This is a genomic window from Mesorhizobium sp. INR15, assembly GCF_015500075.1.
Classification (GTDB): Bacteria; Pseudomonadota; Alphaproteobacteria; order Rhizobiales; family Rhizobiaceae; genus Mesorhizobium.
Genome location: NZ_CP045497.1, coordinates 150667 through 174145, shown reverse-complemented (window position 1 = coordinate 174145; position 23479 = coordinate 150667). Strand labels below are relative to the sequence as shown.

Annotated in this window: 21 protein-coding genes and 1 pseudogene; 10 read left to right on the top strand and 12 right to left on the bottom strand. The window is 61.8% G+C overall.

Features of this window, described 5'->3' with window-relative positions; genetic code table 11:
- The first annotated feature begins 5 nt into the window (after nt 1-5).
- Nucleotides 6-1603 (top strand): annotated as a pseudogene (tnpC, locus tag GA829_RS33155) (IS66 family transposase).
- A 32-nt stretch (nt 1604-1635) separates the two neighbouring features.
- Here tnpC and GA829_RS33150 read toward each other — a convergent pair.
- Genes GA829_RS33150 through GA829_RS33120 form a run of 7 tightly spaced genes read right to left on the bottom strand, consistent with a single transcriptional unit; the run spans nt 1636 to nt 9092 of the window.
- Nucleotides 1636-2397, bottom strand: coding sequence for an SDR family oxidoreductase (locus tag GA829_RS33150; protein ID WP_195180045.1), 762 nt, complete (start codon nt 2395-2397; stop codon nt 1636-1638).
- Nucleotides 2387-3328, bottom strand: a complete 942-nt coding sequence (locus GA829_RS33145) for a dihydrodipicolinate synthase family protein (RefSeq protein ID WP_258052405.1) — start codon at nt 3326-3328, stop codon at nt 2387-2389. Before GA829_RS33145 ends, GA829_RS33150 begins: the two co-directional genes overlap by 11 nt.
- Before the next feature lie 10 nt (nt 3329-3338).
- Entirely contained in the window at nt 3339-4451 is a 1113-nt protein-coding gene (locus GA829_RS33140) for an ABC transporter ATP-binding protein (protein ID WP_195180043.1), read from the bottom strand.
- Nucleotides 4448-6145 (bottom strand): ABC transporter permease subunit, encoded by a 1698-nt coding sequence (locus GA829_RS33135; protein ID WP_258052404.1) that lies wholly within the window; start codon nt 6143-6145, stop codon nt 4448-4450. The genes GA829_RS33140 and GA829_RS33135 overlap by 4 nt, the downstream gene beginning before the upstream one ends.
- Nucleotide 6146: 1 nt before the next feature.
- On the bottom strand, nt 6147-7283 hold the full coding sequence (locus tag GA829_RS33130; RefSeq protein WP_195180042.1) for a M24 family metallopeptidase: 1137 nt from the start codon (nt 7281-7283) through the stop codon (nt 6147-6149).
- A 23-nt stretch (nt 7284-7306) separates the two neighbouring features.
- The gene (locus GA829_RS33125) at nt 7307-8356 is read right to left on the bottom strand and encodes an ABC transporter substrate-binding protein (protein ID WP_195180041.1); all 1050 of its coding nucleotides are present in this window, start codon (nt 8354-8356) and stop codon (nt 7307-7309) included.
- Between the two features lie 13 nt (nt 8357-8369).
- Nucleotides 8370-9092, bottom strand: coding sequence for a type 1 glutamine amidotransferase (locus GA829_RS33120; protein ID WP_195180040.1), 723 nt, complete (start codon nt 9090-9092; stop codon nt 8370-8372).
- Nucleotides 9093-9328: 236 nt separating this feature from the next.
- Here GA829_RS33120 and GA829_RS33115 point away from each other — a divergent pair, with 236 nt between their 5' ends.
- The 4 genes from GA829_RS33115 to GA829_RS33100 all read left to right on the top strand — a co-directional run bounded on the left by GA829_RS33115 (nt 9329) and on the right by GA829_RS33100 (nt 12846).
- Nucleotides 9329-10015 (top strand): SDR family NAD(P)-dependent oxidoreductase, encoded by a 687-nt coding sequence (locus tag GA829_RS33115; protein WP_195180039.1) that lies wholly within the window; start codon nt 9329-9331, stop codon nt 10013-10015.
- 44 nt (nt 10016-10059) lie between these two features.
- On the top strand, nt 10060-11286 hold the full coding sequence (locus GA829_RS33110) for a metal-dependent hydrolase family protein (RefSeq protein ID WP_195180038.1): 1227 nt from the start codon (nt 10060-10062) through the stop codon (nt 11284-11286).
- Nucleotides 11283-11987, top strand: a complete 705-nt coding sequence (locus GA829_RS33105) for an SDR family NAD(P)-dependent oxidoreductase (RefSeq protein WP_195180037.1) — start codon at nt 11283-11285, stop codon at nt 11985-11987. The genes GA829_RS33110 and GA829_RS33105 overlap by 4 nt, the downstream gene beginning before the upstream one ends.
- A gap of 214 nt (nt 11988-12201) precedes the next feature.
- A complete protein-coding gene (locus GA829_RS33100) occupies nt 12202-12846 on the top strand; it encodes a GntR family transcriptional regulator (RefSeq protein WP_195180036.1) in 645 nt (214 codons plus the stop codon).
- Nucleotides 12847-12903: 57 nt separating this feature from the next.
- On the opposite strand, the gene GA829_RS33095 is transcribed toward GA829_RS33100, so the two are convergent.
- Together GA829_RS33095 and GA829_RS33090 are read right to left on the bottom strand one after the other, a co-directional pair.
- Nucleotides 12904-14010 (bottom strand): ABC transporter substrate-binding protein, encoded by a 1107-nt coding sequence (locus GA829_RS33095; protein ID WP_195180035.1) that lies wholly within the window; start codon nt 14008-14010, stop codon nt 12904-12906.
- Between the two features lie 37 nt (nt 14011-14047).
- A complete protein-coding gene (locus tag GA829_RS33090) occupies nt 14048-15244 on the bottom strand; it encodes a M24 family metallopeptidase (protein WP_195180034.1) in 1197 nt (398 codons plus the stop codon).
- A 224-nt stretch (nt 15245-15468) separates the two neighbouring features.
- Here GA829_RS33090 and GA829_RS33085 point away from each other — a divergent pair, with 224 nt between their 5' ends.
- The 3 genes from GA829_RS33085 to GA829_RS33075 are packed head-to-tail and all read left to right on the top strand — an operon-like array spanning nt 15469 to nt 18145.
- Nucleotides 15469-16506: an ABC transporter ATP-binding protein gene (locus GA829_RS33085; RefSeq protein ID WP_258052403.1), complete on the top strand. Its 1038-nt coding sequence runs from the start codon at nt 15469-15471 to the stop codon at nt 16504-16506.
- A 2-nt stretch (nt 16507-16508) separates the two neighbouring features.
- Nucleotides 16509-17360, top strand: a complete 852-nt coding sequence (locus GA829_RS33080) for an ABC transporter permease (RefSeq protein WP_258052402.1) — start codon at nt 16509-16511, stop codon at nt 17358-17360.
- 29 nt (nt 17361-17389) lie between these two features.
- Complete coding sequence (locus GA829_RS33075) at nt 17390-18145, top strand: ABC transporter permease (protein WP_258052401.1); 756 nt, start codon at nt 17390-17392, stop codon at nt 18143-18145.
- Here the strand turns inward: GA829_RS33075 and GA829_RS33070 are convergent.
- Together GA829_RS33070 and GA829_RS33065 are read right to left on the bottom strand one after the other, a co-directional pair.
- The gene (locus tag GA829_RS33070) at nt 18142-19422 is read right to left on the bottom strand and encodes a Zn-dependent hydrolase (RefSeq protein ID WP_258052400.1); all 1281 of its coding nucleotides are present in this window, start codon (nt 19420-19422) and stop codon (nt 18142-18144) included. The genes GA829_RS33075 and GA829_RS33070 overlap by 4 nt on opposite strands.
- A gap of 424 nt (nt 19423-19846) precedes the next feature.
- Nucleotides 19847-20713: a LysR family transcriptional regulator gene (locus tag GA829_RS33065; protein WP_195180031.1), complete on the bottom strand. Its 867-nt coding sequence runs from the start codon at nt 20711-20713 to the stop codon at nt 19847-19849.
- Nucleotides 20714-20856: 143 nt separating this feature from the next.
- Here GA829_RS33065 and GA829_RS33060 point away from each other — a divergent pair, with 143 nt between their 5' ends.
- Together GA829_RS33060 and GA829_RS33055 are read left to right on the top strand one after the other, a co-directional pair.
- Entirely contained in the window at nt 20857-22071 is a 1215-nt protein-coding gene (locus tag GA829_RS33060) for a pyridoxal phosphate-dependent aminotransferase (protein WP_195180030.1), read from the top strand.
- The gene (locus GA829_RS33055; RefSeq protein WP_195180029.1) at nt 22068-22496 is read left to right on the top strand and encodes a RidA family protein; all 429 of its coding nucleotides are present in this window, start codon (nt 22068-22070) and stop codon (nt 22494-22496) included. The genes GA829_RS33060 and GA829_RS33055 overlap by 4 nt, the downstream gene beginning before the upstream one ends.
- A gap of 1 nt (nt 22497) precedes the next feature.
- Here the strand turns inward: GA829_RS33055 and GA829_RS33050 are convergent, their stop codons facing one another.
- Nucleotides 22498-23448 (bottom strand): NAD(P)-dependent oxidoreductase, encoded by a 951-nt coding sequence (locus GA829_RS33050; protein ID WP_195180028.1) that lies wholly within the window; start codon nt 23446-23448, stop codon nt 22498-22500.
- Nucleotides 23449-23479: the final 31 nt, after the last annotated feature.

Sequence of the window (23479 nt, the reverse complement as noted above, 5' to 3'; positions counted from 1 at the left end):
GCGTCATGACGAGCAGCGCTTTTGCCCTTCCCGATGATGTCGACACGCTGAAGGCAATGCTCGTCGACATCGTGTCGGAAAGGACGGAGCTGCGCGATGAAACGGCGGAACTCAAGGCCGAGATCGCCCGGCTGGCTACGGTCAACGAGCGCGCCGAAGGACGGATCGCCAATCTTCATGCGATCATCAAGCAGTTGGAGCGTGCCCGGTTCGGCCGCAGCTCCGAGAGGCTCGATGCGGATCAGCAGGCATTCGCTTTCGACGAGGTTCAGACCGGGCTCGGCCTGATCGAGGCCGAGCTTGAAGCAGCGAAACCAGCAAGCGAACGGCGACGTGCCGCTCGACCACGCAAGGTATTCCCGGCGCATCTGGAGCGCGTCGAGGTCGTCATCGAGCCGGAGGCCATCGCCTGTGGCTGCGGTAACTGCAAGCCAGTGCAGATCGGCGAAGACGTCTCCGAGCGGCTCGACGTGACGCCGGCGAAGTTCCGCGTGATCGTCACCCGCCGGCCCAAATATGGCTGCTCCCACTGCAAGGAAGGCGTGTCGCAGGCGCCGGCTCCCAGCCATCTCGTCGACAGCGGCGTGCCAAGCGAGGCGCTGCTCGCCCACGTTGCCGTCTCCAAATATGCCGACGGCCTGCCGCTCTATCGCCAGGAAGGAATCTACGCCCGTGACGGCGTCGAGATCAGCCGCAACTCCATGGCCAACTGGATGGTCATGTCGGCTTTCATCTGACGCCGCTGGCCGACCGCGTCCTGGCGCTGATCAAGGAGGGCGAGCGGGTCTATGCCGACGAGACGACGCTGCCGACATTATCGCCGGGCTCCGGCAAGACGAAGACGGCCTGGCTATGGACCTACGCGCGGGACGATCGAACCTTTGGCGGCGCGGCGCCGCCCATGGTCGCTTACCGGTTCGAGAACGGCCGCGGCGGCGACTGCGTGGAGCGCCATCTCTCAGGCTACACCGGATTACTCCAGGTTGACGGATGGGGCGCCTATAACCGGCTCACGGAAGCCAAGCGCGCCGGCGGGCCGCTGCGGCTCGCGGCGTGTTGGGCGCATCTGAGACGCAAGTTCTACGAATTGCACGTGTCCGGCGTCTCGCATGTGGCGGGCGAAACCGTCGAGCGGATGGCCAAGCTATGGAAGATCGAGGAAAGAATCCGGGGCCATGATCCTGATCTTCGCTGCGCCGCACGTCAGGAACGATCCGCCGCAATCGTCGCCGAACTCTGGCCATTCTGGGAAAAGGAACTGGCCCGCATCCCCGGCAAGTCGAAACTCGCCGAGGCGATCCGCTATGCCAGAAGCCGCCGGGGGGCTCTCGAGCGCTTCCTGCATGACGGCCGTCTCGATATCGACAGCAACGCCGTCGAGCGCGCGATCCGCCCGCAAACGATCACCCGCAAGAATGCTCTGTTCGCCGGATCTGACGGCGGTGGCCAGACATGGGCGACGATCGCCACACTTCTGCAGACCGCAAAGATGAATGGCGTCGATCCATCCGCCTGGCTCGCCCTGACCCTTCAGCGCATTGCCGCCAACTGGCCGAACCGCGAGATCGACAAACTCCTGCCCTGGAACCATCCCGCCAACTGAACGGCCCCAACTGGACGCTTACACACAACCCTTTAGACAGCCCTGATCAACCCGCCGTCGCAGCGTACAACTGTTCCGGTAATGTAGCTTGCTTGCCCGGAGCAAAGAAATGTCGCCACGGCGGCGAACTCCCGCACGTCGCCGTAACGGCCCATGGGAATGGTTGCGCGCGATTGCGTCCGCACCTCGTCGATGCTCTTGCCTTGCCGTGCGGCGGCGGACGCATCAAGTTCGTCAAGGCGCTCAGTCGCAATACGGCCCGGCACCAATACGTTGACGCACACACCCTCGCCCGCCACTTCCGACGCCAGCGTCTTCGACCAGCCGACAAGAGCAGAGCGCAAGGCATTAGACGCGGCGAGATTGGGTATAGGCTGCAAGACGCCAGACGATGCGATCGTCAGCACACGTCCCCAGTTGCGCTCCCGCATCTGCGGCAACACCTTGCCCGTCGTCTCGATGATAGAGCGGACCATTGTCGAAAACTGCTCGCCTAGCACCGCTGCGGACAGAGCGGAGGCCGTTCCGGGCGGCGGCCCGCCGGTGTTGTTGACGAGGATGTCGACACCACCGAGTTTTTCGTTCGCGGCCTCGGTAACCTTAGCCGCGAAGTCAGGGTCTGCAAGATCGGCGCGAATGAATTCGGACTGCCCGTGAACAACACCTGCAGGTTCGCTGCGGCCGCAAAGCAGCACATGGGCTCCTTCCGCAGCCAGTGCCCTCGCAATGCCGAGACCGAGGCCGCGGGTGGAAGAAAGGACCAGCGCGCGCTTTCCTTCGAGTTCAAGCTGCATGGGCGAGCTTCTCCACGCTGGCGGCAGTACGGAGCATAAGATGGCCTATGTCGGCGTGGTCGCCGTCCGAGAGCCTTGGACCGGGTTTGCGTACGAACGCTGAAGCTATGGCCCCACGGCGGCGCAGGATTTCCTTTCGGGCGGCCAGTCCGAAATTCAACTGTTGCTCGTAGCGCAGGATAGGCAGGTAGGCGTCGAACATATCTTCTGCACCGGCGACATCGCCGGCGGCATGCCGGGCTACAACCTGGACCAGCATTTCGGGATAGGCGAAGCCGGTCATGGCGCCGTCTGCGCCGCGCTGTAGTTCGAGGGGGAGGTAGAGGCCGCCATTGCCGCACAGGATGGACATACGCGGGGTATCGGTCGTGCCAGTCCCATTCCGCACCGCCTCTATCTTGGCGAGGCCGGGGCAATCCTCATGTTTGAGCATCACGATCTGTGGATGACGGCGCGTCAGGGTGAGGATCGTGTTCGACGAAACAGGCACGCCGGTCGCTTGCGGGAAATCCTGGAAGCAGATCGGCACGTCGGCTCCGACTGCCTCGCACACCTGGCCGAAATAATTGAATATGCGATCTTCTACCGCCGGGCCGGGTGTTGGCGCTACCATGATGCCGGCAGCCCCTTCGTCCATGGAGAATTGGGCAAGGCTCCTGAGGTTGTCTATGCCGGCGCCCGACACGCCGACGACGACAGGGATGGTGCCTGCCACGCGCTTGAACACGTGGGAGGCGAAGAGGCGCGACTCGTCCTCGGTCAGTTTGTTCGCTTCGCCCATCATGCCCAGGATCGTCATGCCATTGACGCCGTGGCTCAGATAGAAATCCACCATCCGGTCGGCGCTTTCCAGATCGAGCGACCCGTCGTCTTTGAACGGCGTCGCCGCGATGATGTAGACACCCCTGGTGTCGCGTGTGATCTTCTTCACTGGCACAGTGTTACTCCTTGGGTTGGCGCGCTCGGACAGCAGCGACATCCAGCGCGAAGAGGTCTGCATAGTCGCAGCCGAGATGCACCGTGCTGCCGACCGCAGGCGGCGTCTTGCCCAGATTGGCCAGCCGGGCGCGCAGTGGCTGCCCATCCACCTTGACGACCAGATCGTGGTCGGCCCCGTTGAAGTTTGTCTCCGTCACCGTTCCCGATAGGATGATATCGCGGTGGGCCAAAACATCGCCGACAAGCAGCCGCTCCGGCCGGATACCCACAAGGTGCGCCTCGCCGAACATGCCGGAATCAGTCGGAAGCGCAATCCCGCCGGCAAGCCGCAAGATCGGCGTTCCCTTCTCGCGGTCAATCTCTATCAAATTGCAATCGCCTAGGAACGTCGCCACGAAATCGGTTTGCGGAGCATTGTAGATGTCGAGCGGCGATCCGACCTGCACCACCCTGCCTTGATCCATCACCACGACGAGATCAGCCATGCTCATGGCCTCGTCCTGGTCATGCGTTACGTAGAGGACGGTGACCCCCACACGGGCGTGGATCGCCTTGATCTGGCGCTGCATAGCCTGGCGCATGTTCTTGTCCAGCGCACCCAACGGCTCGTCCATCAGCAGGATGTCGGGCTGGAAGATGAGCGCGCGGCCTAGCGCCACCCGCTGCTGCTGCCCTCCGGACAATTGACGCGGCGGGCGCGCGCCGAGATCGGATAGCCCGACCAGATTGAGCATGGCGGCAACCTTGGCGTCTATCGCCTTTCGCGGCAGGCCACGCATCTCGAGAGGGAATGCCAGATTGGCGGCCACGCTCATGTGAGGGAACAAGGCGTAATTCTGGAAGACCATCCCAATATTGCGTTTGGCAACCTGCATGGAGGCGACGTCACGGCCATCGATGTCTATCGAGCCCGATGACGGCCGTTCATAGCCTGCGACCATCTTCAGCAGTGTGGTTTTTCCCGAGCCGGAGGCCCCCAGTATCGTGCAGAATGTGCCGGCAGGAATATCGATAGATACGTCGTCGACGGCAGCGTGCGCCCCATAATGCTTTGACAAAGCGTGGATGTGCACCCGCTTGCCGGACATCGCGAGCTCAAGATTGACGGCGTTCATGGCTGCTTGTTCCGGGTAACGAGGCTTGACAGGAATAGCACCAGGGAGATGCTGATGAGGATTACGGCTAGCGCGATGACGGTGGGGTCCGTGTCATCCTTGACGCCTTCGTAGATCACACGCGGCAACGTCCTGCTCGCTGAATTGGTCAGGAAGATCGAAAGCACCACGTCATCGAACGATGTGATAAAGGCAAATACCGTGCCCGCGATAATACCCGGCAGGATAGCCGGCAGCATCACGCGCCGGAACATCGCGCCCCAGGATGCGCCGAGCCCAAGCGCGGCAAGCTCCAATCTGTTGTCAAAACCCTTCAGTGCGGCGCTGACCGTGATGAAGACAAAAGGAGCAGCGAGCATCGTGTGGCCGACAGCCAGGCTTTCGGGCGACCCGAGCACACCGAGCGGTGCAAACTGGCTGTATAGTGCAATGGCCGTGATGATGGTGGGTACGATCATCGGCAGCAAGATGAGTATTTCCATTCCGGCACGCAGGCGAGCGGAGACGCGCGCTGCAGCGATGGCAGCCGCGGTACCCAATACTACCGACATGGCGATGGCTTCGGCCGCTACCCGCAAGCTGGAAATTGCCGCACGCAGCCATTTGGGATCTTCACCCAGCCGCCCGTACCATTCTAACGTCCACCGAGCGGGTGGGAATTGGAGAAATGGCGACGAGGAAATGCTGAGTGGGAATACCATTACGATGGGCGCGATGAGGAAGATGCCGACCACCAGGGCGATAAGGCAGACAAGCCAACGACCCGGTCCAAGGGCGGTCGCCATCGGACCGTCAGGTTCGTTGGCGCCAACAGGTTCGTTGGCAAAAAGTCGGTCCAGCCCGAAGAGACGGCGGTACAGCAGGAAAAGCGCCAGGGTGACAGCCAGCAGGACGAGCGAAAGAGCGCCTGCCATGCGCCAATCGAGTTGCTTTTGGATATTGTAGCTGATGGCCTGTGCGATCATCATCTGGCGTGGGCCGCCCATCAGCACCGGCGTGATGAAAGTTCCGATGGCGCCCATGAACACGATCAGTGCGCCCGCCGCCGCGCCGGGCGCGGTAAGCGGCAGGATGATGCGCCGCAGTATGGTAAGACGCCCGGCTCCGAGACCGTCGGCGGCAGCGATGAGCCGTTGGTCCACCGACAGGAACGTCGCATAGATAGGCAGCACCATGAAGGGCAGCAGCACATGCACCATGCCGATCAGCACGCCGGACAGGTTGTAGAGAAGCGGTATGGGCGAATCTGTCAGGCCAGTGCCGGTCAGCAGGCTATTGACGATACCGTTTCGCTGCAGCAGCACCATCCACGCCGTGGTGCGCACCAGTGCGCTTGTCCAGAACGGGAGCAACACGACGAAGCCAATCAGCTTTGCCGTTCTTGGGTGAACCGTCGCCATGAGATAGGCAATTGGGTAGGCCGCCACCAGCGCAATCAGTGTGACCAGCCCGGAAATGAGGAAAGTGTTGACGAAGGCGGTGCGATACATCGGCGTGGCCGCGATCCTGGCGAACGCTGACAGTCCGCCGCCGTCCGTGAACACCGTTGTCGCAATCAGCCGGACAATCGGCCACACGAAGACGAGCGCCAACAGCAGCACCACCATGCCCGCGGCCAGATCCGCGCCTGCTGGCCGGAAGAAACGGGGGCTGCGCGGCGGCGCACTGCCCCGGCTTTGAACCGGCAAAGTCAAGTCAACCCCGCCCTGCAACAATGAGTTCACGCGGATAATTGGTCAGGCGCTCGGCCCCGGTTTCGGTCACCAGTACCGTTTCGGACATGCCGAAATCGCCGACCAGCAGGTAGCTGTGGAAGACCATGCCGGCTGCAAAGCGCCATGTCGATGACGCCGTTGCCTCCAACGGTTCGGCGTAGCTGGGGTTCATGATCATGCCGAGGGAATAGAACGTCTTGTTGGTGTAGCGCTCCACCTTGCCGGTGCTGAGAATCCCGTTGCGATAGATTGCGTCGGGAACCGTGGCGGCAACACCCGGCGCGACGGTGGCAAGCGCCTCGTCCTGTATGTCGATCAGCCGACGGGCAAGATCGATCTCGGCGGCGGAGGCAGCGCCTACCTTGATGGTGCGCATGAAGCGCGCATTGTAGTGGTGAACATGCGGCGTCGGTTCGTACTGGATCGTATCGCCGTGCTGGAGAACCCGGTCAATGTAACCGCCATGCAGATGACTGGCACGCTCGCCGGACGAAAAGACGCCCGGTCCTGGCGTATCGCTGCCGGCTTCCACCAAGGCCGCTGTCGCGGCGGCAGCAACAGACAACTCGTTGCGCCCGGCGGCAGCAACCTTCACAACGGCGGCCATGGCAAGTTCGGCGGCGCGGGCCGCCCGACGCTGATAGGCAATTTCAGCCGGTGATTTGATGATGCGCAGCGCCGGCCCAACGTCGCTGACGTCCGTCCATCGCGTATGGGGCAGTTCCTCGCTGAAACGCCTGAAACGCTGGACCGGAACCATCCAGGAAGAAAACTCTATGCCGAGGTTTGCCTCGGGTCCGAAACGCTTCCGGATCAAGGACAGGGCCAGGTCATCCTGGTCCTGTCCATCGCTCCAGTAGTGTACATCATCGAAGGCGAATGTCTGCTCGGCATAGTAGCGTGACACATCACGGCAAAGCAGGGTGGGAGCGCCCTGCGCCGGGATGATAGCCATATGATAGTTGGTGTAGGCCTTAGTGTAGAAGCCGGTTGTCCAGGTGACGGTTTCCGGCTGATAGCAGACAAGCCCATCGAGGCCGCGGCCTGTCAGTTCTCTTTGAAACCGGCCCAGCCGGGAGGCGTATTCCCCCCGTGAAAACCACATCAGGCTGGACATGTTTTTCTCCCCTCCGGCTTCGGCTATTCTTGCATCAACGCGTTGTAGCGCTCGACCATCGCGCCCTCGTTCTTCAACCACCAATCGACATTGAGGAAGATCGACTGCTTCATGATCTCGGGTGAGGATGGCAGGTGGCCCCATTCGGATTTGGGGATGAAGTCCCACGCCCCGGCCATGGTTGGCCCGTAGGAAACGTATTTGTGGAATTGCGCCTGGGACTCAGGTTTGGCGATCCAACGCAGCAGTTCAGTGGCCTCTTCCTTGTGCGGCGCACCCTTGACCATCATGAAGTAGCCAACTTCGGCTACCGCACCGTTCCAGACGATCTTGAGCGGCACGCCCTCGGTGATGCCAGCCTGAAGACGTCCGTTCCAGCCATTGGCCATAACGACTTCGCCGCTGCCGATGGCCTGAACCGGCTGGGCTCCGCCGGTCCACCACAGCGAGACGTGAGGCTTCAATTCACGCACCTTGTTGAAGGCCCGATCCTGGCCTTCCTTGGTATCGAGCACCTTGTAGACGTCGGCTTGCGCCACGCCGTCAGCCATTAGTGCCGCTTCCAGCACGGACTGTGGCGATCCAAAGAGCGCGCGCGCGCCGGGAAACTTTTCGACGTTCCAGAAATCCGCCCAACTTCCAGGTTGTGCCTTGCCGTCCGGAAAGGCTTTGGTCGAGAACGCGAAGGCCGTTGAAAAAACCTCCGACGGAACACCGTACTTGTTGACGATCTGAGGATAGACGCCGGACTGATCGACCATCTCGGGCGTGATTTCCTCGAACAGACCGGCCTGAGCGCCGCGCGCCACGCCGAGGCCGCCATCCGTAACAATGTCCCAGGAGACCGTTCCGGCCGAAATCATCGCCTGGATCTTGGCCGTTTCCGGCGACGTCTCTTCGATAACTTTCGTGCCGGTGGCAGCCGTGAAGGGCTTCAGCCAGGCTTCGCGGATGGCGTCCTGATAAGCGCCTCCCCAACTGACGAACACCATTTCCTTAGCCGAGGCGGCCAATCCGCCGCCGGCCAGAAGGATCGACAGGCCCAATGCCACGATCGTCGATTTCATGCGCATGACGTCATTCCCCTTATTTGCTGTTTGCTGCTTTTTTGCAGATGTGCGCGAACTTCCGAAGCATGCCGAGGCCGGCCATGCTGTCTTCGGTTTCGCGGATGAGTTGCTCGGGGTCTGCTCCATCCTTGCGCAGGGCGTTTGCCGACTTGCCGATCCATTCCCGAGCATTGGCTCTGGTTAATTCAGGATGCCCCTGGATGCCCCAGATGTGCTGATCGCGGAAGCGCCAGATGTGGTTCGGGCACTTAGCTGTGGCGGCTAGAACGACCATGTCGCCATGATCGGCGCGCACCTCGTCGTTGTGCCAGACAAACATGCGCTCCCGGCTTTCGCAGCCGCCGGCCAGCGCGTCGGTGGCGGCCGGCTCCAGCATCGACAACATCGCATGGCCGACTTCGCATGAAGCGCGTCGGAACACCTGATCCCCGCCGCACAGGGCGGAGGCCAGTATCTGGCTGCCGAAACAGAGGCCGAGCATCGCCGTTCCGGCTTCGGCAGCCTCCTGGATGAACCCGTGCTCGCGGTGGATGAACGGAATATCGTTGTAGGCGCTCAACCCGCTTCCAGACAGGAGGATGCCATCATAGGCAGCCGGATCGGTGGGGAACGCTCCATCGAAGGATCGATACGTCGTCACCTCGACGCCTTCGTTTGCAAAGAACTCCGGCAAGCCGCTGACGGCATCGACGGTTACACCGTTGTCAAGATAGGCCAGGCAGGCTGCAGCGCGGTTCATGCACCGATTCCGGCGAGCGCGGCGAATGACAGTGCAGGGTGTTGCGGCATCAGTAAGCTCGCTTCGGGCAGGAGAAAGACCAAACGCACTCTCTTGAAAGTCATTTGGTATACCACTAGCATGCCATTTGGCAAGATCGAATTTTGCGACTTCGGAGCGCGATTCGAAATCGCTTGTGGAAAGGGCCGCCAGGGGCAATTCGATGCGCGGCGAGGATGAGGGGAGGAATAAGGGCGATGTTCACGGGACAGCGCGTCATATTAACTGGGCCCGACGGAACGATCGGTTCGGCGATCAAGCTGAGGCTGGAGAACCAGGGAGCCGAAGTGGCGACGATAGGCCACCAGCCGGGCCTGGGCGGCTATGTCGCGGACTTCACGGATGAAGGCTCATTGCAAGCCGCCGTCGCCGTTGCTGCCGCCGATGGACCGATGCATGGGCTGGTGTTCGCCCACGGCCTGCTCTTGCCGGGCACGATTGATGTTGTAACGCCGGCCGAATGGCGCCGGATGCTGGCCGTCAACGTCGACAGCATCTACACGATCATCCACCATGCACTGCCGCGGCTAGCTGCCGGCGCCTCCATAGTGGCCATCTCGTCCACAGCCGGATTCGACCACAGCCCGGTTGGCGGCCCCCACTACACCGCCAGCAAATGGGCGTTGAATGGGCTTGTGCGGCACCTCGCCTTCGATCTCGGGCCACGCGGCGTGCGCATCAACTCCGTATGTCCGGGCACGGTCGAGGGTCCGATGGCGCGAGCTTTGCTTTCCACCGAAGCCTATCAGGAATCGCTCAAGGCAATACCGCTCGGCCGTGCCGCAGACGCCGACGAGATCGCCGAAGTCGTCCAATTCCTGATCGAACCGCGGTCGCGCTACGTCACGGGAACGAACATTCCGGTGGCGGGCGGTTACCGCTAGTCTACACCGATGATTTCACGTTCCTTACGGAAGGAAACCCATACTTGCTGATCACCGATGGGCACGTTCTCGACATTGACGCGAGGCGCTTTCGCAAGCGCGACATCCGCTTCGGCGATGGTATTTTTATGGCGGTGGCTGACCGTCTGGACGCAAAGCCGGGCGAGCGCACAATCTGCGCAGAAGGGCTATGGCTGCTGCCGGGCCTGATCGACGCGCATGTGCACGTAATCGGCGTGGAAGACGACTTGCGCCAACTGCATCGGCAGCCTCCTTATCTTGTTGCGGCCAAATCCGCCCGCGTGCTCGACAGAATGCTGTCACGCGGTTTCACCAGCGTGCGCGATGCCGGCGGGGCCGACGCCAGCCTGGTGACAGCGATCGAAACCGGGCTTTTCCGAGGGCCGCGCCTGTTCCCCTCCGGAAGAGGCCTTGCGCAGCCCGGCGGCCAGGGTGATTTCCGCTCCGATGGCGAAAGCGATCTTGGATGCCCCTGCTGTGCGGGCCGCCGCAGCATCACACGCCTCGCCAGTGGGCCGGCGGCGTTGCGTTTGGCGGTCGGCGAGGAGATCGCGGCGGGCGCAACGCAAATCAAAGTTATGGCTTCGGGCGGCATCGCCTCGCCCGGCGGTCCCGAGAAGCGACAATACGATGTGGACGAACTGCGTGCGATCGTCAACGCGGCCACTGAGGCAGGCACCTACGTCATGGCCCATGCCTACGGCGCGGCGGCCATCAGAGCCTGTGTGGAAGCGGGCATCCGGTCGATCGAGCATGGCAGCGGCCTGGACAAGGCAACGGCGGTGCTCATGGCAGAACGCGGCGCGGTGCTGGTTCCAACGCTCGTCGTGTTCGACCGGCTGGCGCGATCCGGCGGCGCGTTAGGCGAGACCGCACAACGGATATTTGACGAGTCCTGCGCAAGCATCCGGCTGGCGCAGGCCGCCGGGGTCCAGATCGCGCATGGCAGCGATCTTGAGGGCAGCGCCCATGTCGATCAAAGCGCTGAGTTCCGGCTCAAGGCGAGTGTTATGACAGCAAGCGAGGTGATCGCTTCGGCAACCGTCGTAAGCGCCAGGCTGTTGCCCGGACCGGCGCGGCGTGGCGTCCTGGATGATGGGGCGGTGGCCGACCTGATCGCGCTCGATCAGAATCCGCTGGCCGACATCGAGGCCCTCGCAACGCCGGAACGCCATCTCAGGCTGGTTATCAAGGGCGGCGACGTGGTCTTGGGGCGTCATCTCGTTGGAAACGAAGGAGCTGAGGCATGATCCAGCTTACCATCCCCGCCCGTCCAGGCACGGCAAAGGCGCGTGTGCTGCTGACTGGCGTAGGCGGCAGCATCGGCGAGGCTTCGCGGAGCCGCTTGCTGGGGGCGGGAGCAGAGATTCTGGCATTGACCCACCTGCCCGGCCAAGACGGGACGCAGGTAGACTTCTGCGACGACGCCGCGCTGGCGGCGTCAGTCGAGGCGATGGGGCCGCTGGACTGCGTCGTGCTCACCCATGGCCTGCTTGAGCAGGGTGCGCTCGCAACCGTCACGCCCGGAACTTGGCGCAGGCTGATGGACGTCAATCTCAACAGCATCTACACCATCATCCATGCCGCTAGCGTGCAGATGGTGGCGGGCGGCAGCATCGTCGTCGTCTCGTCGACGGCAGCCCTAGACCGCAGCCCAGGCGGGGGGCCCCACTACACGGTCAGCAAATGGGGCTTGAACGGCCTTGTTCGTCATTTATCCATCGAACTTGGCCAGCGCGGCATTCGCATCAACGGCGTGATGCCGTGCCTCGTCGACAATCCGATGGGTCGCGCTTTCATGACCGGGGAGGAATATCAGTCCTGGGTCGGACAAGTGCCGCTGGGGCGCGCTGCAGAGCCGGACGAGATTGCCAAGGTGGTCATGTTCCTGCTCGGCGATGCCGCGAGCTACGTGACAGGCGCCAATGTCCCGGTTACAGGCGGAAGGTGACAAGTGCCGTGCCCGCCGCATATACGCTTGTCTTGACAAAACCTTTGGTACACCAAATGAATTCCATGAGACTCGATCATTCCCGATGGGTTACCACACCCGGCATGCCGGCTGCTTACAACAACCGGCCCGAGTTGCTTGCGCAATGTCGGGGCAGGTCAGGATGCAAAATGGGCGGCCTCGCGGGATATGCAGGCAGGGGGAGTATTGACCAATGACGCGCGATCAATCGCTGACGGAGACGGCCTACGAGGCGATACTCAACCGGATACTGGATGGCAGGCTCAAGCCAGGTGCCCGCCTTCAGGAGAGGCCGCTGGGGGATGAGCTTTCGTTGTCGCGGACACCCGTGCGCGAGGCGCTGAGCCGGCTAGAGAACGAAGGGCTGGTCTCGCGCGAGCAACGTGTTTCGATCGTGCGTACGATAACCCTGCAAGATTTCCTCGAAATCCTGCATGTGCGCATGTTGCTTGAAACAGACGCGGTCGGCCTGGCCTGTGGCAACATCCCGGCTGAAGAATTGCAGCGTCTCAAGGCGCGGGCGAAAACCATGAAGGGCGCGTCCAAGGTCGCCGCAACGGAGTTTGACAGCGATCTGCACGGCACCATCCTCGACCATTCGGGTAATCGAACGCTCGCCGGCATCGTGGCTCAGTTGCGCAAGAAAACCGCGATGTTCAATGTCGGCCGCATTCCCGAGCGCACGGGGCCCGTCGTTGACGAACACCTTGCAATCATCGAGGCCCTTATTGCAAACGACGCCGAGGCGGCGCGCAAGGCGCTTTCCACGCATCTCGGGAACGTTCGTGCCAGCATCGCAAGCTGGATCAGCAACTATGGACGCCCTAACGGAACCTGATACGGCGCAACCATGGGAAAAAGGGCGGCGTCCATCATGGACGCCGCCCTTTTCTGTTTACGATGAAATGAGCTCGAGATAGCGCTCAAATGTCTTCTCGTAATTGTCGGCATACCAGGCGTCGTTGCATATCCCCTGAACCGCGAGGGCGGTCTCGGAAGTCGGGTTGATGCGCTGAAGATCCGCAGGAACGATCTTGGCAGCAGCCGGATTGGACGGGCCGCTGCCCAAGGTCCGCAGGAAGGCGATCTGGCGTTCCGGTATGAGCACCGAGTTGATGAAGCGCATCGCCTCCTTGCCTGCAGGGTTGTTCTTTGGCACCGAAAATACGCCGGCCAGCAGCAGGCCATCGTTCCAGGTCCACGACAAGCGATCCTGCGTTTCGTCGGACAGGATGCGGGCGCGAGTGCTCCAGACCTGCGCCATGACGACCTCGCCGTCGCGCAGCAATTGCTGGCTATTGGATCCCGAGGACCAGAATATGGTGTGCTCCTTGATCTCCTCGATCTTCTTGAACGCCCGGTCGACGTCAAGTGGATAGAGCTTGTCGCGCGTCACCCCATCGGCCATCAGAGCCGCTTCAAGCACCCCGGTCATATCGTGCCAGAGACCGCGCTTGCCTGGATATTTCTTGACGTCCCAAAAATCAGCCCAGTTGGCCGGCGGCGTCTCGCCGACAGCCTTGCGGTCGAATGCCAAGACGAAACTATAGGCGGAGATGCCTGCGCAAAAAGGCATATCGAAACCCGGCAGCATCTTGTTCTTGTCGACGATACTGTAGTCGATCTCTTCCAACTGTCCGGCTCGGCCCAGTATGTACGAATCGCCTGGCGACGAGTCGCAGATATCCCAGGTCACGTGGCCGCTTTCCACCATGGCCCGGATCTTGCCGAGCGAAGGACCGGAACCGTCGATGACGACGGGAATGCCAGTGTCCTTTGTAAAGGGGTCGCCAAAGCTTTCCTTCATCGAGGTAGCCGCGTCGCCGCCATAATTTGCGAGAACGATCTCCTTGGCCTCGGCGTGCGCCAGTCCCTTGCCCGCCATCAGGGCGACGGAGGCCACCCCCAGTCCGCCCAGCACATCGCGCCGGCTAAATCTGCCGGATGCGATGCCTTCACTTATCAGGTCCTGCGTCTCGCGCTGGAATGGATTCCAAGTCATAGCGTTTTCCCCTTTTTGTTGTTGTGCTTTTCCAAGTTCACTTCACGTGGAGTTCCATCGGTATCTCGCTCAGGATCTCGGTTCCTTTCTCCCCGACATGAAAAGTAAGTCCGGTGGCTGCCGTCAGGCCATGGTCGCGGTCGCCAATGACCACGTGGCAAAACAGCACCATGCCGGTTTCGATCGGCGTCCTGTTGCCGGAATAGAGCATCGGCGGCGGATCCATCCAGGTCGGCCGAAAGGTCGTACCCAATGAATAGCCGCAGGCCGAGAATCGGTACTTTTCGTAGCCAGCTGCATCGAGGTTGCGGCGATGGATGTCGTCCAACTCACCGATCAGGTGGCCGGGGCGCGCATAATCTATAATTTCATAGAGTGTGTCGGTGGCCACCTTGAACATCGTGCGCTGGCGATCGGGGACTTTGCCCAGTACCACAGTGCGTTCGGTCACCACCGTGTAGCGGCAGAAGGACGCCGCGTGTTCAAGCATGATCTGATCCTGCGCTTCCAGCATGCGCGGCACGCCCAGACCACGCCCGTAAACGGCCCGCGGACCGGAGTTCACCATGGGGTCACCCGATGGCATGTCCCCGCCTCCTGCCAGCATCGCATGTATACAGGCAGACGTGACCAGACTGTCGGAAATGCCCGGGCGCGCCGCCTCAACCATTGCCCAGACGGCATCGTCGGCAAGCTGGCCGGCCCGCCGCACATATTCCAGCTCTGCCGGCGACTTACGCACGCGCAGCTCGCGCACGATCTCCGAAGCGTCTACCAGCGTGCAGAAGCCATCCATCGCCACCCGGACACGCTCATAATTGTAGCCTGTGAGGCCATAGGTGGCGAGTTCTATCCCGACACGCTCGCCCTTGAGGCCCAATTCCTCCAGTATCTTGCGCAGTTCGTCCGCAGGATTGACGTTCTCCGCGTTCAACCAGATACGAATGTCGTCGTAGAGGGAGGTGTCCTCCGCCTGGGATTGATCGGGCCGCCGCGTCAGCAGAATTTTCGGACCGTCTTCCGCCGTCAGTACACCACACTGGAAGAATACATAACCGGAAGTGTCATAGCCCGTGAGGTAGAAGTGACTTTCCTGCGCGAAGACGAGAAGGGCCGAAAGTCCCTTCGCCCGCATCGCGGCCCGGGCGCGCGCGATTCGGCCTTCATGCTCATCGCGCTCGAACCGCAACGTGACGGCACGCCCGTTCACTTTGGTCGAAAATTCCTTTGCCATATTTTCTCCGGCGACCCTGCTAAGACACTCCTGCCAGACAACGACATTCCAAAAATCTGGCATGGAAAAGGTTTGTGCATTTATGGTATGCCAATTGAACGCCATTTGTCTACAACGATGCGAAGTAGTGTATGCGATAGCATGAGGCACGGTCGAACGATGGAAATCAGATGAGTGAAATAGCTGCCCTGTCGGTCCGAAACGCTACCAAGCGCTTCGGTGCCGTGATCGCCGTGGAGGATTTCAGCATCGACATCCGTCGCGGCGAGTTCCTGACTCTGCTGGGGCCGTCCGGCTCCGGCAAGTCTACGGTGCTCAGCATGATCGCAGGCTTCTCGCGGCCAGATGGCGGCAGCATTCTCCTGAACGGCCAGGACATCACCAATTGGAGTCCCGAGAAAAGAGCCTTCGGCATGGTCTATCAAGGCTATGCGCTGTTTCCGCATATGAACGTTGCCGAGAACATTGGTTTCGGGCTTCGGATGCGAGGCAAGCCTAAAGCGGAGATCGACGAGCGTGTCGCTTCTCTGCTCGAGCGGGTCAGACTGGAGGGGTTCGGCAAACGCCTGCCGCGCCAGCTGTCCGGCGGCCAGCAACAGCGCGTTGCCTTGGCTCGGGCGATAGCCTTCGAGCCCCACCTGCTGTTGCTGGACGAGCCGCTGAGCGCCCTCGACAGGCAATTGCGAGCGGACGTTCAGCGCGAGTTGCGCGACTTGAACCGTGATCTCGGCCTGACCTTCATTTTCATCACGCACGATCAGGACGAGGCGATGTCGCTTTCCGACCGCGTGGGGGTAATGACGGCCGGTCGCCTGGCACAGATCGGCACACCGAACGAACTGTACGAACACCCCGCAACCCGGTTCATCGCCGGATTTCTCGGCCGCAGCAATTTCATGGAAGGTGTCGTGGAAGAGCAACGCGGCGGTGAGATCGCTGTGCGGGCAGGCGCATGGAGGCTTGTGGCGAACGCGCCGGCGAACATCCCGGCAGGTGCCAGCGTTACGCTTGCCGTGCGCCCCGAACGCATCGTCATCGGCGGCGAACATCAAGGCGGCAACCAGATCAAGGGAACCGTGAAGTCCCGCATCTATCTTGGATCGAGCACGGAGATCGACGTGCATGTCGACGGCATCGACCCAGTGCTCGTCACCACCGCCTCTTGGCCAGCCGGCCCCGGCTCCGCCAACGCGGTACCGGAGCCGGGGCAAACCGTCTCCGTGTGGTGGCCGGCGGCGGCGTCAACCGTGCTTGTCGAGTAGCCATGATGTTCGCATTCCGCTCAAGAAACACGCAAACGGCCCTGCTTCTGGCAGCGCCGGCACTCCTGTTGATCGGCGCTTTCTACATCGTCCCCGTCGTTCGCGTCCTGGCGCTGAGTTTCCTCGACCCTGAACCGGGTTTCGCCAATTATGAACTGCTGTGGACGTCCAGCGGCATTCACACGGTGCTGGCCGCCACGACGCGCATCTGCCTTATTACGACGGCCATCGCCGTGCCGCTGGGCTATGCCGTGGCCTATGTCATTACGACCGCCTCCGCGCGCATGCGCGCGCTGATGCTCTATGCCGTCCTGCTGCCGCTGTGGGTATCGGCGCTCGTGCGTTCCTTTGTTTGGGTCACCTTGCTGCAGCGACGCGGCATTGTGAACCAGTTCCTGCAATGGCTAGGGGTCATCCATGAGCCCCTGCCGCTGATATGGAATGAATTTGGCGTCATCGTCGGCATGACCCACTACATGATCCCCTATGCCGTTCTGCCGCTGCTCGCGACGATGGCAGCGATCGATTTGCGGCTGGTGGACGCGGCCCGTGGCATGGGCGCCTCCAAGGGCAGGGCGTTCCGCGAGGTGTTCCTACCGCTTTCCGCGCCGGGCATAGCGGCTGCGGCCATCCTTGTCCTCATCCTTACGTTCGGCTTCTACATCACTCCCGCCATACTGGGCGGCGGACGAACCACGATGATAGCGCAGTACATAACGACGCAGATTCTCGTCCTGCCTCGCTGGGGTGTCGGCGCCATGCTGGCCACGGTTCTGGTCGTTGTAACGATCGTGCTGCTGGCGATTCTCGCCCGCTTCTTCGATCCCTCGCATTCAAGGGTCGAGCGATCATGACAGTATATACAACCAGACCCTCCTGGCCGGTGCTTGCGCTGGCCATCACGGTGGCCGTTTTCCTGCTTGGGCCGCTCGTCTTCGTGCTGCCCATTTCCTTCACCGACAGGAACTATCTGTCGATGCCCTCGCAAGGCCTGTCTCTTGCCCACTACGAAGCCTTGTGGCTGAAGCCCGGCTGGATCTCCTCGCTGCTGCAAAGTACCGGCATCGCAATCAGCGCCACGCTGCTCGCGACTGTCGCGGGCACGCTGTGCGCGTTGGGATGCCGGCGAGCTGGCGGAAGTCTTTCGTCGAGCATTCGCTCGGTGATGATCCTGCCCGCCGTTATTCCTTCCATCGTCTACGCGCTCGGAATCTATAAGCTATGGATCGATCTCAATCTCCTGGACACCTATGTCGGCGTCATCCTGGCGCACGGCGTGATGGGTATCCCCTACGTGGTCATCACCGTTTCGGCGGCGCTGTCCAATTTCGATGCCAAGCTTGAAGATGCCGCGGCAGGTCTCGGCGCCTACCCGATAGCCCGACTACGTCTGATCATTTTGCCCAACATTGCGCCCGGCATTTTTTCCGGAGCCTTGTTCGCCTTTCTCAATTCATGGGACGAACTTGTTGTCGTGCTGTTCATTGCCAGCCGCAGGGTCGTGACCCTGCCACGCCAGATATGGGACGGCATTAATGAGGACCTGGACCCTTCGATCGCGGCGGTGGCGCTGCTCTTGATCGTACTTAGCGCCACACTGCTCTTTACCGACCAGGCATTGAGGCGTCGTCAGGACTAATCGGAAGCCTGTCGCTCCGAAACGAGATCGGTGAGCACGGCGATCGCGCAATCAAGGTCGTCGAACCGCATCGCTTCGTCGGGATTGTGGCTGCCGTTGTCGTTGCGCACGAATACCATCGCCGTCGGCACACCCTGCTGAGCAAAAACAGCGGCATCGTGGCCCGCGCCACTCGGTAGCGAAAGGCAGGCGATGCCGCGACGTCGGGCATAGGCGTGCAACGCCTCTTGCAGTTCCGTACTGAGGACTGCCGGCGTACTGCCCGTTAGCGGCCCGAGGTCGAAACGGACGCCGCGCCTGCCTTCGATTTCGCGGCAGATCCGCCCGAGCGCCTGCGATATGTGATCGAGTGTCCTGGCGCAACCGCTTCGGACGTCCAGACTGAAACGCAACTCGCCCGGTATCTTGCTGAAGGCATGCAGTTGCGGATCGGTACCCACTTCCCCGAACGTTATTGTCGCCGCTTCGGCGCTTGCATCAAGCTCTGCCCAAACCAGATCGATGGCCGAAACGAGATCCGCGAAAGCAAATACGGCATCATGGCGGTGACGCCGAGCGACTGCGCCAGAATGCCCATAAGCTCCCCGTATCACCGCTTCCCGGTGCCGAAAGCTGCCGGCGATCGCCGTGACCACAGCGATCGGCGTGTCTTCGAGTATCAACGTCGGCCCCTGCTCTATATGAACCTCGATGAAACCCCTTATTGCCGAAGGCGACAGGAAAGGGCAGTCCTGCATGAGTTTTGCCGGCGAAAGGCCAGCGCCGAGCATATGGGTCGCGAGTGTCCGCCCGGTGTCCTTGCGCGGCAACTCCAGCTCGTCGGCGCCAATCAGGCCAAAGGCGGCGCGGCTGCCGATGTAGGAGGCCGGGAACCAGGTGCTTTCCTCGGCGCGGATGGCCATCAGCACGACAGAGCGCTCCGGCCGGTCGAAGCGTCGCTTTATATTGGCGATGGCCGCCAGGCCGGCAGCGATACCGGCGGCGCCGTCGAAATTGCCCCCATGCGGCACCGAATCGAGATGTGAACCGATCACCCACGCCGCCTTTTCCGACGATGTGCCTTGAAGTTTGGCATACATGTTGCCGCCATGATCGACAGTCACCGGCAGTTCCAGCCTGGCGGCGAATTCGGCGAGAAGGGCGTGACCTGCCGCCTCTCCATCACCGTAAGCGTCACGCGTCACCCCTGGATCGTCGAGGGTCCGCCTCTCAAGCTCGAGCAGAAACTCTTCAGCCAGACCATCGGAAGCGGGCGTGTGTGCCAGCGCGTCTGTCACGTGACACCCGGCTTGCCCGCCGAACCGAGCCTTTCGCAGTTCGACCGATATTCAGCAACCCGGCTGGCCGATACGGCGACCGCCTCAGATGCCATAGGACACAAGGCCTCACCATCGGAGATGACATGCGGCGTCGGCATCCTGCCGGCGCCGGACCGGAGGAAGGTGTCCGGTCGACAGCGATCGATGCCGGCTTCTCGAATGGGCCGTGTGATCTGACAAATGGGCATCTTACGCTGATCGATTGGAATCCGGTTGGAATTAGTCTGGCATACCAATTGGATGAGACTTGATCAAATACAATCTTGGCCCCTGGCCAAAAATGAATCGCAAACGCTGGACAACAGGCCTGCGCTGACGGGAACCTGACCACGGCGACGAATGGCATTGCCACCCTGTCCTGCCGGTCTCTCGTAAGCAGGCACTATCGGCAGGCCTCGCCACAGGTTTCGACGAACGCTCGGATTGCTGCGATACGTGGGCTGGCGAGGCTCCACACCACGCCCACCTTTCGGGGCTCACCGTCGCCGAGCACAATCTTGCGTAGCCGCAGCCCTTCAGGCCAAGGCGGCGACCAGTCCGGCACGATGGCAACGCCGAGGCCCCGGCTTACCAGTGCCGCGATCGAATCCAGCGCGTCGAGTTCGAGCCATTCGCGCACCTTCAGCCGGTGCTTGCGCAAGTAGCGCTCGACGATCTGCCCACCCCACTGGTTCCGGTCGTAACGGATGAAGGGCGCGCTGCCGATGATAGATTCGGGGGTTCCGGCCTCCATCGCCTCTGGAACGATGAGCACGAGCGCTTCCTCCCGCAACGTGACCCAACCCATCGACTTTGGGATATGAAACGGCGGCTGCACGACCACCGCCGCATCCGTCTCACCCGACATGACGCTGTGATAGAGGTCCAACGAGGAGCCTGGGCGGACAAAGAATTCGATGCGGGGACAGCGCTGGCTCAGCGAGGCGATGACCGCTGGCAGCAGGCCGGTCAAACCTGTCGCCGTCGAGCCCAGCCGCAATGCGCCCACCGGCTGGTCGTTGGCGGCGATGGCGCGGAGGTCCCGCGCGCCGGCGATTAGCTGGCGCGCCCGGGCAAGAACCGCAAGACCCGACTCCGTGGGACGCACCGTCCTGCCAGCCCGGCTGACCAGCGAATGGCCAAGCTCCCGCTCTATCGCCTTCAGCCGCTGAGCAACCGCCGCCGGCGTCAGATTGAGATATCGCGCCGCGTCGGCGATGGAACCGCAGTCGACGACCTCGACGAAACTTTCCAGGAAGCGAATATCCATAAATTACATTTTCTATCTTTTGAATTTAAGAGAACGGAGATTTACATCTTCTTTCCCTCGCCTACAACGACACGGGAACGGGGGACTAGCCATGCACTGTGCTGGTGCCCGCCGTTGGCTTGGTTTGATATCAGGGGGTTTTGATGTCCTTGCAGGACAAGTTCAGCAGGCTTGGTACGGACAACGCCCCCGGTCAGGAGGTTCGTCAGAATACCGGAGAACTGCGCGACCTGATGCGCGGCAATATTGTCGCCGGCAAGCTGGTTGATTTCTCGCATGGCGATGTGGACGCCTTCACCCCCACTCCCCGTTCCTTCGAGCTTTTCGCCGACGGTGTGCGCCGGGGCGGCCGGCAGGCCTATACCGAGTATCGCGGCGCAAGCGCCATCCGCGAAGGCTTGGCCGACAAGCTCGCCGCTTTCACCGGAGCGCCCATAGATGCTGTCAATGGAACGATTTTGACTCCCGGCACGCAGGGAGCGCTGTTTCTAGCCGTCGCCAGCACGGTCGCACGCGGCGACAAGGTGGCCATCGTCCAGCCCGACTATTTCGCCAACCGCAAGCTGGTCGAATTCTTCGAGGGGGAGATGGTCCCTGTGCGGCTCGACTATATGAAATCGGACCGCGAGTCAGGGCTTGATCTCGGCCAGCTAGAGGATGCGTTTCGGCAGGGCGCGAGGGTTTTCGTCTTCTCCAACCCGAACAATCCGGCCGGCGCGGTCTATTCCAAGAACGAGATCCGGCAGATTGCCGATCTGGCCGGAAAGTACGGCGTCACCGTCATCGCCGACCAGCTCTATTCGCGCCTGCGCTATGCGGATGGCGCCTATACCCATCTGCGAGCCAGCGGCATTGACCCCGGCAACATCATCACCATCATGGGGCCGTCCAAGACCGAATCGCTGAGTGGATATCGCCTGGGTGTCGCCTTTGGCGCACCAGAACTCATCGGACGCATGGAGAAACTACAGGCCATTGTCTCGCTGCGCGCAGCCGGCTACAGCCAAGCGGTGCTGCAAACTTGGTTCAGCGAACCCGAAGGCTGGATGGACGAGCGCATTCGCTTGCACCAGATCATCCGCGACGACCTTCTCAAGGTACTCCGCGCCGCAAAGGGCATCGAAGCGCGCACGCCGCAGGCCGGGAGCTATCTGTTTCCACGCCTGCCGGACCTCGCCATAGGCGCGGCGGATTTCGTTCGTATTCTGCGGCTCCAGGCCAACGTCATCGTCACGCCTGGTTCCGAATTCGGCCCGCATTCCGCCAACAGCGTGCGGCTTAATTTCTCGCAGGACCGCGCCGCCGCCGTGGCGGCTGTCAAGCGGCTGGTCGAGATAGTCGAGCGCTACCGGGCATGAGCGAAACAACCGGTTCACCGCCGCCGCAGGGCCGCTACCTGCCAGCCGTCCGGCATGGCAGCCAGGTCTACACGTCGGGCATGACGCCGCGCGTAAACGGGGAGCTCCGGTTCCGCGGACCGGTACGGGCGACCGATCCGGCGGAAACCTGGCGCGAAGCGGTAGTGCTTTCCTGCAGCAACGCTCTGTCCACCGCGCGCGGCTGCCTAGAGCCGGGCGAGCGGATCACGGCAGTGTTAAACCTCACCGTATTCATCGCCGCTGAGGAAGGCTTCATGCTCCACTCGAAGCTGGCAGATTTCGCTTCAAAATTTCTATACGATGAGCTTGGCGAAGCCGGCATAGGCAGCCGCGCCGCCGTCGGCGTGGCCACTCTCCCCGGCAATGCGCCCGTGGAAATACAGATGGTCGCCGCCCTCGCCTGATCTATGGCGAAACGGCCCACACTTCGGGATTGATGGCTGTGGTGGGTAGCACGCCTGACAGTGCCATCACCACATGACCGGCGGCCGCTTCGGCGACGCGGCGCAGCGCATCCTCGGTATTTGCGCCCAGATGAGGCGTGAAGATCACGTTTGGAAAATCCCCCAGTGGACCCAGCGCCGCTCCGGACGAATAAACGTCGAGCGCAACGCCGCCCATACGCTGCTTGCACAAGGCCTCGTGCAAGGCTTCCTCATCGATCAGCCCGGCGCGCGCTACATTTACCAAGATGGCCCCCGGCTTCATCGCCGCAAACGCGTCGCGCCCTATCATATTGCTGGTAACTGCACGGATCGGCGTATGAAGTGAAATGAGGTCCGCTTGCGCCAGGCCTTCGGCAAGCGAGTTGGCGCGGGTGTAGTTGCCGACATCCGGTGCACGTGGCGAATAAACCACGATCCGCATACCGAAGGCATGATCCAGCATCCGGCCGACGTCGCGGCCGATGGCGCCCCAGCCCACGATAAGTGCCGTTTTGCCCGAAAGCTCGGTGAACCGGATGGATTCGCGAAAGCCGGCGCGACCGGCTCGTTCGCTGCGGTCGGCGGATGGAATCGCGCGCGCTGCGGCGATGGCCAGTCCGATAGCCAGTTCTGCAACGGAACGGGCGTTGATGCCGGGCGTATTCGCTATCACTACACGGTTCTCGGCAGCCGCAGCTTTGTCTACCGAATCGTGCCCCGCGCCATGGACGACAACCACACGCAGCCGGTCCGCGGCAGCGAAGGCCGAAGCTTTCAGCCCAGCGTCGCGCGTGATCACCGCGTCGCAATCCGATATGTGGGCTGCGACCGTCTCCATGTCCGGCGAAGGGCAGAGAACAGGATGGATTCCCCGCGCCCTGAGCAATTCCAGCCCGGCTTCGTGGATGGGCTGTACGACGAGACACTTCATGACGGATCCCGTGGCTGGATCTTGATCGGAT

Coding starts and splice junctions, on each gene's coding strand:
- GA829_RS33060 (WP_195180030.1), top strand. CDS start 20,857: ATGTCCTTGCAGGACAAGTTCAGCAGGCTTGGTACGGACAACGCCCCC.
- GA829_RS33150 (WP_195180045.1), bottom strand. CDS start 2,397: ATGCAGCTTGAACTCGAAGGAAAGCGCGCGCTGGTCCTTTCTTCCACC.
- GA829_RS33105 (WP_195180037.1), top strand. CDS start 11,283: ATGATCCAGCTTACCATCCCCGCCCGTCCAGGCACGGCAAAGGCGCGT.
- GA829_RS33140 (WP_195180043.1), bottom strand. CDS start 4,451: ATGAACGCCGTCAATCTTGAGCTCGCGATGTCCGGCAAGCGGGTGCAC.
- GA829_RS33120 (WP_195180040.1), bottom strand. CDS start 9,092: ATGAACCGCGCTGCAGCCTGCCTGGCCTATCTTGACAACGGTGTAACC.
- GA829_RS33065 (WP_195180031.1), bottom strand. CDS start 20,713: ATGGATATTCGCTTCCTGGAAAGTTTCGTCGAGGTCGTCGACTGCGGT.
- GA829_RS33125 (WP_195180041.1), bottom strand. CDS start 8,356: ATGCGCATGAAATCGACGATCGTGGCATTGGGCCTGTCGATCCTTCTG.
- GA829_RS33095 (WP_195180035.1), bottom strand. CDS start 14,010: ATGACTTGGAATCCATTCCAGCGCGAGACGCAGGACCTGATAAGTGAA.
- GA829_RS33055 (WP_195180029.1), top strand. CDS start 22,068: ATGAGCGAAACAACCGGTTCACCGCCGCCGCAGGGCCGCTACCTGCCA.
- GA829_RS33050 (WP_195180028.1), bottom strand. CDS start 23,448: ATGAAGTGTCTCGTCGTACAGCCCATCCACGAAGCCGGGCTGGAATTG.
- GA829_RS33115 (WP_195180039.1), top strand. CDS start 9,329: ATGTTCACGGGACAGCGCGTCATATTAACTGGGCCCGACGGAACGATC.
- GA829_RS33130 (WP_195180042.1), bottom strand. CDS start 7,283: ATGTCCAGCCTGATGTGGTTTTCACGGGGGGAATACGCCTCCCGGCTG.
- GA829_RS33080 (WP_258052402.1), top strand. CDS start 16,509: ATGATGTTCGCATTCCGCTCAAGAAACACGCAAACGGCCCTGCTTCTG.
- GA829_RS33100 (WP_195180036.1), top strand. CDS start 12,202: ATGACGCGCGATCAATCGCTGACGGAGACGGCCTACGAGGCGATACTC.
- GA829_RS33090 (WP_195180034.1), bottom strand. CDS start 15,244: ATGGCAAAGGAATTTTCGACCAAAGTGAACGGGCGTGCCGTCACGTTG.